The organism is Bacillus sp. EE-W1 (assembly GCF_009760835.1).
GTDB classification, from domain to species: Bacteria; Bacillota; Bacilli; order Bacillales; family Bacillaceae_G; genus Bacillus_A; species Bacillus_A wiedmannii.
On record NZ_WIPE01000098.1, the window covers coordinates 1 to 6,996 of the forward strand.

At 32.2% G+C, this 6,996-nt stretch carries 9 protein-coding genes and 1 pseudogene; 4 read left to right on the top strand and 6 right to left on the bottom strand.

Translation table 11 applies throughout. From position 1 onward, the window contains the following. The 3 genes and pseudogenes from GFJ36_RS30150 to GFJ36_RS24905 form a co-directional block, all read right to left on the bottom strand. Positions 1-120 (bottom strand): annotated as a pseudogene (locus GFJ36_RS30150) (FtsX-like permease family protein); the annotation flags it as partial. Between the two features lie 19 nt (positions 121-139). Continuing rightward, entirely contained in the window at positions 140-319 is a 180-nt protein-coding gene (locus GFJ36_RS24900) for a hypothetical protein (protein WP_088064659.1), read from the bottom strand. A 75-nt stretch (positions 320-394) separates the two neighbouring features. Continuing rightward, complete coding sequence (locus GFJ36_RS24905) at positions 395-742, bottom strand: YxeA family protein (protein WP_097889151.1); 348 nt, start codon at positions 740-742, stop codon at positions 395-397. Between the two features lie 216 nt (positions 743-958). Between GFJ36_RS24905 and GFJ36_RS24910 the strand changes: the two genes are divergently transcribed. Together GFJ36_RS24910 and GFJ36_RS24915 are read left to right on the top strand one after the other, a co-directional pair. After that, entirely contained in the window at positions 959-1,417 is a 459-nt protein-coding gene (locus GFJ36_RS24910) for a helix-turn-helix transcriptional regulator (protein WP_088064661.1), read from the top strand. Positions 1,418-1,490: 73 nt separating this feature from the next. After that, complete coding sequence (locus tag GFJ36_RS24915; RefSeq protein WP_097889150.1) at positions 1,491-1,874, top strand: hypothetical protein; 384 nt, start codon at positions 1,491-1,493, stop codon at positions 1,872-1,874. Between the two features lie 71 nt (positions 1,875-1,945). On the opposite strand, the gene GFJ36_RS24920 is transcribed toward GFJ36_RS24915, so the two are convergent. After that, positions 1,946-2,545, bottom strand: a complete 600-nt coding sequence (locus GFJ36_RS24920; RefSeq protein WP_097889149.1) for a DedA family protein — start codon at positions 2,543-2,545, stop codon at positions 1,946-1,948. Continuing rightward, positions 2,545-3,123, bottom strand: coding sequence for a class I SAM-dependent methyltransferase (locus GFJ36_RS24925; protein ID WP_097889148.1), 579 nt, complete (start codon positions 3,121-3,123; stop codon positions 2,545-2,547). Before GFJ36_RS24925 ends, GFJ36_RS24920 begins: the two co-directional genes overlap by 1 nt. 364 nt (positions 3,124-3,487) lie before the next feature. Between GFJ36_RS24925 and GFJ36_RS24930 the strand changes: the two genes are divergently transcribed. Together GFJ36_RS24930 and GFJ36_RS24935 are read left to right on the top strand one after the other, a co-directional pair. Further along, positions 3,488-4,717, top strand: coding sequence for a helix-turn-helix domain-containing protein (locus GFJ36_RS24930; RefSeq protein ID WP_088609434.1), 1,230 nt, complete (start codon positions 3,488-3,490; stop codon positions 4,715-4,717). Between the two features lie 273 nt (positions 4,718-4,990). Continuing rightward, entirely contained in the window at positions 4,991-5,260 is a 270-nt protein-coding gene (locus tag GFJ36_RS24935) for a YolD-like family protein (RefSeq protein ID WP_088064665.1), read from the top strand. Between the two features lie 93 nt (positions 5,261-5,353). Here GFJ36_RS24935 and GFJ36_RS24940 read toward each other — a convergent pair. After that, a partial coding sequence (locus GFJ36_RS24940) for an ABC transporter permease family protein (RefSeq protein WP_157349760.1) occupies positions 5,354-6,996 on the bottom strand: 1,643 nt, incomplete at its 5' end.

A 6,996-nucleotide genomic window follows, 5' to 3' on the forward strand; every position in this document is an offset into this window, starting at 1 on the left:
CATTAACGTATTTTCATAAAACAGCATTTTGCCTATTTCTTTTTTTCCAATACCTAGTAAAGAGTAAAGACCTATTTCTTTCTTACGCTTTCGTGTAAAAAATCCAAAACCATACAAAATGATTTCAAATTTCCTATAATTAAAATGTTAAATTACATTTCGAACAAAAGGGAGCAGAATTGCCTCTCCTAATTTTCGCATTACATTTTGGACAATATACATATCGCTCTTCTATTTTTTCTCGTTCTATCATATGTAAAGATACTATTCTCATACTACACATAACCCCGATTAAAATAAGACTAACAATGAGTAGCATCACCCTCGCCCCCTTACACTAAACATTACCATAAAACAACAAAACCGATTCTCTCATTGAGAATCGGTTTTATACTTATAATCCTAATTTCGCCTTCGCTCCATCAGGAATTTTATCTGTTGTTACTTGTACTTTATTATGTAAGAACTTACCTCTCGTAAGCACATGCCAGTATGAGCCTTTTGGTAATTCATCTACTTCGTCAATTGTAACTTCTTTTTTCTTACCATTTTCATCATAAGCTTTCACTTTATATTCACGACCTTTATTTCCACCTAACTCTTTTCCATCGTTATCAATTATTGCATAATGGTCCTCTATATCAAGAAATGGATTCATTCTATCAAACCCCGCGCTCCCATTTAATAAATATGCCGCTCCTGCGACGATAACAAGTAGTGATCCAAAAATAAATCTTTTCATCTATATTCCACCTTTCATTATGTTTTCTTTAAGGTTTTTCTAAGTATAGAGCTTATTTCTTAATAAAAACTCGTTCGATTTCTTAACATTTTCTTAAACTAAAAGTGAAATATTAATTAAAAAGATTGAAATAGACAAAAAATAACTTTTTACACTCCAATTGACAAAATTACACCTTTAGTGTAATTTTACACTATAAGAAAAAGGAGCTGCATTATGGATAAACAAAAATTTATTGAACTCGTTAATTCAAAATTAAAACTCATCCGTGTTGAAAATAATCTATCACAAGATAAAATGTCAGAAATTATTGGTTTATCGAAGAAAACATTAGTAGAAATCGAAAAAGGAAGACGCACGCTAACATGGGCAGGCGCAGTTTGTGTCGTAACACTCTTCGAACAGAGCGATACAGTCCAGATGACATTTGGGGATGATGTGAATGAAATTATAAAAACAATCGCTTTTACACATTACAGTACAAACTTCCCGAAGACTTTAGGAGGAAAAGTGTGGTGGCGACAAATAAAAGAATTAAATGGTTATCAAATACAACAAAATATTTTATCTCAACATTATCGAATTTTAGATAAAGAAGACCGCAGAATATGCCACTCATTCGATTTCGATGAAATTGAACAGCGATTTATGGAAATGGCAAAAACATCTCAATAAAGTAAAACTTTAATCAGTGGGGATTTTACTGCCCTTTAATACGGGATAAAATAAATTTCGGAGTATAATTCAAATGGAAAAACAGACAAATATCACGATTTTAAATACGCTAATCATTAGCACGTTAGTATTCAATTTATTTATTTTCACATCAAGAATGAGCTTTTTACCTTGGTATATTGAAGATGGATGGGGCTATCTAGGATTATTATTTACGTCCTTTATTTTCTTACTTTGCTTCTTTCAATCTTCGAAGCTTCATAAAGACGGAAAGTTAACTATACTACAAAAGTTTATTCCACTTGCTTCTGCCATACTTTCAATCTTTGTTCTTATCACTCCATCAAGTGATTTTATGACTATACTAGCTAATCTAATCAATACAATCATATTAACAATTTATATAACTGTATTTCAAACAACACCTAATGTAAGTAATGAAAAGCTATTACATTAAAAGGGAGAGTTATTCTACAAAATAACTCTCCCTTTTATACTACTCTCAATAAGCGTAAGCCCTCATTCTATTTATTTACTCATCACCGTACTTCTTCTTTGCTTATACAAATAAGCACCACTCGCAACAACAAAAACAATTCCGCCAAAATACACGCCATACTCTATCGCAAGCGCTACAATCCTTTCAATATGTTGTCCAAATAAAGAACCGAGTACAAAGTAAGCAAGTGTCCAAACAAGTCCTGTCGTATAGGAATACAAAGCGTACACCTTAAATGACATGTTATTCATTCCAACTAAATACGGTACGATATGTCTTACAACCGGTATGAAGTAGCTTGTGACTAACGCATAATGGCCATACTTCTCTACCATTTGTTGAGATTTCAAAAGATATTTCGCCTTTTTCTTTTTCATTAGCTTATCAAGTACTTTTGTACCAAATATTTTTCCTACTATATAACCTAACGACAGCCCAGATACAACGCCTAAATAGGTTAATAAAAATGCTGGAATGACACTTAATATCCCTAATGAAGAGACAAACCCACCACTCATTACGATCATTTCGTCTGGAATTGGCATACCGATAATACCTAACCATAAACAGAAAAATAGTGCCCAATAACCGTACTGTTCAATATAAGATAATAATTCATGTAATTCCATTAGGCATAAGCTCTTCTTAACTCTTTTTTACAGCTAAAGACGTACGCTGGCGGAAAATTGAGCCACACTTTTTCGAGCGTAATTTCAGGAAAGAAATGCTGTATAAATCCTTTTTTCACAAGTGAATATTGAAATGTAATAAATTCACCTGTCTCATGTATCGCCTCCATTACATTGTTTAAAATACGCTTTGAAACTTCTTCTGGTAAAGATGTAAAAGGCAATCCCGATAAGACGTAATCAATGCATTCTATCTGTAATTCTTCCATATACTTCTTTATATTTTCAGCTGAACCATGTACCACAATGACGTTCTGCTCATTTTTAAACTTTCTCTTTAACTCTTTGCAAAACACTTCATTAATTTCAATAAGAAGAAATATCGTTTCCTTCTTCTTTCTCTTCATAATTTCTCTCGTGAAAACCCCTGTACCAGGCCCTAGCTCTACGATACATTTCGCTCTATTAAAATCAATTACATCTACCATTTTCTTTGCTAATATTTTTGAACTTGGCGCAATTGCACCAGTATGTTTCGGATGTTTTATAAATTCATGTAAGAATGTTATGAGTTGCATGTAACCCTCTCCCCATTCGTTCGATAGTTTTTAACTTGGTTCTAAGTATAACTATCGTTTCTTAACAAAAATTGAGGAGATTTCTTAAGATTTTATGAAGAATGAAACATTTCTTATTCCATATATAAATACCTCTTTTATATTCATTAATTTGGTATAATAGATATAAAAAGAACTTTTATGGAAGGTACCATCACTACGTTTATTTTCATGCACTATCTGCGGAAATTAATTTGTAAATCAACTTTCATTATTATCCAATATATGTAATTATTTTCATGTAAGCAAACAAAGGCAAATAATAAGAAATATAGATTTGAGTCTGAATATGTGGTATTCCAAAACTATTTAAAAGGAGAAGATAATGAATAATTCCATCGACCTACAGCACTTATGTGACCTTGTACATAGAACATTCCATGTTCCTGTTCAATTTCTATCTACTGATAAAAAAATTGTATATGAATCTACTTCTCATACAATTGGTAGTCCATTTTATTCTTCTAAAGAAGAACATCTTAATGAAATTTATCAAGAAAACGTACCTTGCAATTTTCCAATTTTCAAAGGAAATAAGTATCTTGAAAATTTCATTAGCATCCATATAACAAATCATGAACATATAAAAGGTACAATTATAATCGGCCCGACTACCTATCCAAAAGTATCAGATGAAATGGCGATTAAACTGATGAAGTATTTCAACTGTAATAATAAAATGCAACAAGGAGTAGATTACTATCAATTTCTACCCGAGATTAAAAAAAGCACGTTAATTGATATAAGTATTTGGTTACATTACGTCATTTTTAATGAAAAATTAGATAGAGATATTGTCTGGAAAGAGAATAAATTACTCGAAGATGTTTCTTATAAAATCGTAAATCCTGATTTATACATTTCAAAACGTCGCCGGCATGATCCGCAAAATTATGACATATCATTAGAACGCAAATTTTTTTCAGCCATTAAAGAAGGCAATACAGAAAAGGTCATACAATATGCGTATTCATTCCCCCAAGAAGATGCGACAATTTGGTCTAAAGGAGATCAGCTTAGAAACCAAAAAAATAATGGCATTATCGCCATTACGCTAGCTATTCGATATGCGATAGACGGTAATCTTCCATCGCATATTGCTTTTTCACTCGGTACTTTATATATACAAACGATTGAGAAACTAGATAACATGTATTCCGTAAATAGGTTAATTGAAGATGCATTATGTACTTTTGCAGAACGTGTAAAAGAATATCATAATCAAGCATATTCTAATTCCATTACTACGTGCCTCAATTATATTAACAAGCATATTTACGATGAAATATCTTTGAATGATCTTGCTAACCTTTTACATATTTCCCCTACTTATTTATCAAAACTATTTAAAAAAGAAGTGGGAATTCCTTTAATTGAATACATCCAGAGAGAACGAGTAGAAGAAGCTAAAAAATTATTAACATTAACGACTTATCCATTATCAGATATTTGTGCCTGGCTTAATTTTAATGATCAAAGTTATTTCACAAGAGTCTTCAAAAAAATTGCGGGTATGACGCCTAGACAATATCGTGAAAATCATACCGTTATATAAAAATGCTTACTTAATATAGAAGGTGAGATAGTTGTCATACTAGCTCACCTTCATCACATCGATTTATTCCCCTTAATAAAGTTTGAATCCCATTCAAAAAAGTACAAGAATGACAAATAATTACTATAAATAAGTGAATGAATTTGATAATTTTTTAGTACGAAGCCAATCCTGCTCCCAATCATCCATACTTACTTCGTTCTATCACACAAGGTACTTCCATAGTAATTAGCCTTCCCATATAGAAAATATATTGTTAGGAGAATAGAAAGCATGAGTAGTACAAATATATCAAAATCGACTGATATGAAAGAATCGCAAATAGTATCACCCTATGATGATAGAGACAAAATTGAAGATACTTTATTACGCTCTTACATTTCAGAAAAAGAAATATTGATCACTTATTATAAAGATGGTTACTTCCCTACAAGTTATATGACTGTAATGGAATTAAATCCTTTGAAGCGTTCTTTACTTTGCATAGATGCCTTTAACCGAAAGCATACTTTTAGTTTCATCGACATAATCGATGCGCGTTAATTATCTCTTCATTATAATTAGAACGTAAAAAAAGCCATTCACCTCATAAAAAATTAGGTAAGTGGCTTTCTTATTTTCTCGCAGCTTCACTTATTATTTCGCACTCACAATCTTATAATAAGAACGAACTGTTAGGAAGTAATATCCGATATAAATGACGCCATATACTCCAATACTAATTAGGAGCGGGATCATAATTTCAAATGGTAATATATTTGATAAACCTTTTAGTGCGAACAAACTGTGTAAAATACCGATAATTAACGGAATAGCAAAGATAAAGCTCACTTGTTTCGCAATAGCTCTCTTCATCTCTTGCTTCGTTACACCAATTTTATGAAGAACAACGTAACGATCACGGTCAGCACTTGCTTCTGTAAGTTGCTTAAAGTAAATGATTGAGCCTGTCGCTAATAGGAAAACTAATCCTAAGAATAGCCCAATGAACATCATTAAACCTGTCGTTTCAATTCCCATTTGGAATCCTGTATAGAAATCGTTAAATGGTTTTAAAACTTCAGATTCACCTGCTGGCATAATACTTGCTAATTTCGCTGTTAACTCTTTACTATTTCGCTCACCTTTTACATCAATATTTTTTACAGCGCGTGTTTCATGTACTTGTTTCGCCTGCTCATATGTTTGATCTGGAACGATTACAAATAGTTCATTTAAGTTTGTAAGACTTCTACTATTTACACCTTTAATGTTTAGCTCTTTCGATTCATTCCCAACAGGAAATACAGCTTTATTTCCTGTATAAAGAGGACCAAAATCGAGTTTTTCAATATAGAGGCTATCATATACAAAAGCTTCATTCGCACTTAAATTTACAGGTTCTACATCTAAACGTTTCGCAATTGTATTAAAGCTTGATTGAGAAATAAGCTGGTACTGCTTCGTAACATTATAGTGTGTGTTCAGCACTTGATCTGCTCTTTCACCTTTAAATGTTCCCTTCACAGGAATCATTTCAACTTCTGACTCATATGTCACTGGATGATTGCTCTTCTCTCCAGCAAGTATTTCTTTTACCTTTTTATCTAGTGCTTCATCTTTTTTCTCATAAGAATAACTATACGGTGCTGCAACTTTTGATTGCGTAAATGTGTTGTAATACATCGTAACTGACGTACCAACCGCTGTTAATGTCACTGCACTTAAAATAGCAATTGTTGCTAGTGATTTCGAGTTTCCTTTAATGCGATATAGTAGTTGCGATGTCGTTACCATATTCATACCGTTATAAAATGCTGACTTATTATTTCTTGCTCGCTTCAATACAAATACTGTGAAGAACATAAACAATAAATAAGTTCCTGCTACTGTCGCTAGTAAAATGTATAATGCAACGACCATAAAGTCTGCATACATAACTGCTTTCATGTACATTAACGCTAAGAAATAACCTGAACCGATTAAGAAAACTGAAATTAACGCCATCACTACGGATCCTTTTGGCATTGCTTCTCCTTCGCGTTCCGCTCGGAAAAGTTCAATTAGCTTAAAGCGATAAATTAAACGATATCCTTGAAGTGATGTATACAAAATAATCACAAAGAAAATAAGTGCTGTATCAATAACTGCGGCCATCGGTATTTCAAAATGAACGTTTAAGTTTATTCCCATCATACTTATTAGTAGTTCAAGGAATAGTTTTGAAAGAACGCTACCGATCGCAATTCCGATAATTAAAGACATTAATCCCATTAACATATTTTCATAAAACAGCATTT

Excerpts from the sequence above, each read along its gene's own strand:
- GFJ36_RS24900 (WP_088064659.1), bottom strand. The coding sequence starts at position 319 with ATGCTACTCATTGTTAGTCTTATTTTAATCGGGGTTATGTGTAGTATG.
- GFJ36_RS24905 (WP_097889151.1), bottom strand. The coding sequence starts at position 742 with ATGAAAAGATTTATTTTTGGATCACTACTTGTTATCGTCGCAGGAGCG.
- GFJ36_RS24910 (WP_088064661.1), top strand. The coding sequence starts at position 959 with ATGGATAAACAAAAATTTATTGAACTCGTTAATTCAAAATTAAAACTC.
- GFJ36_RS24915 (WP_097889150.1), top strand. The coding sequence starts at position 1,491 with ATGGAAAAACAGACAAATATCACGATTTTAAATACGCTAATCATTAGC.
- GFJ36_RS24920 (WP_097889149.1), bottom strand. The coding sequence starts at position 2,545 with ATGGAATTACATGAATTATTATCTTATATTGAACAGTACGGTTATTGG.
- GFJ36_RS24925 (WP_097889148.1), bottom strand. The coding sequence starts at position 3,123 with ATGCAACTCATAACATTCTTACATGAATTTATAAAACATCCGAAACAT.
- GFJ36_RS24930 (WP_088609434.1), top strand. The coding sequence starts at position 3,488 with ATGAATAATTCCATCGACCTACAGCACTTATGTGACCTTGTACATAGA.
- GFJ36_RS24935 (WP_088064665.1), top strand. The coding sequence starts at position 4,991 with ATGAGTAGTACAAATATATCAAAATCGACTGATATGAAAGAATCGCAA.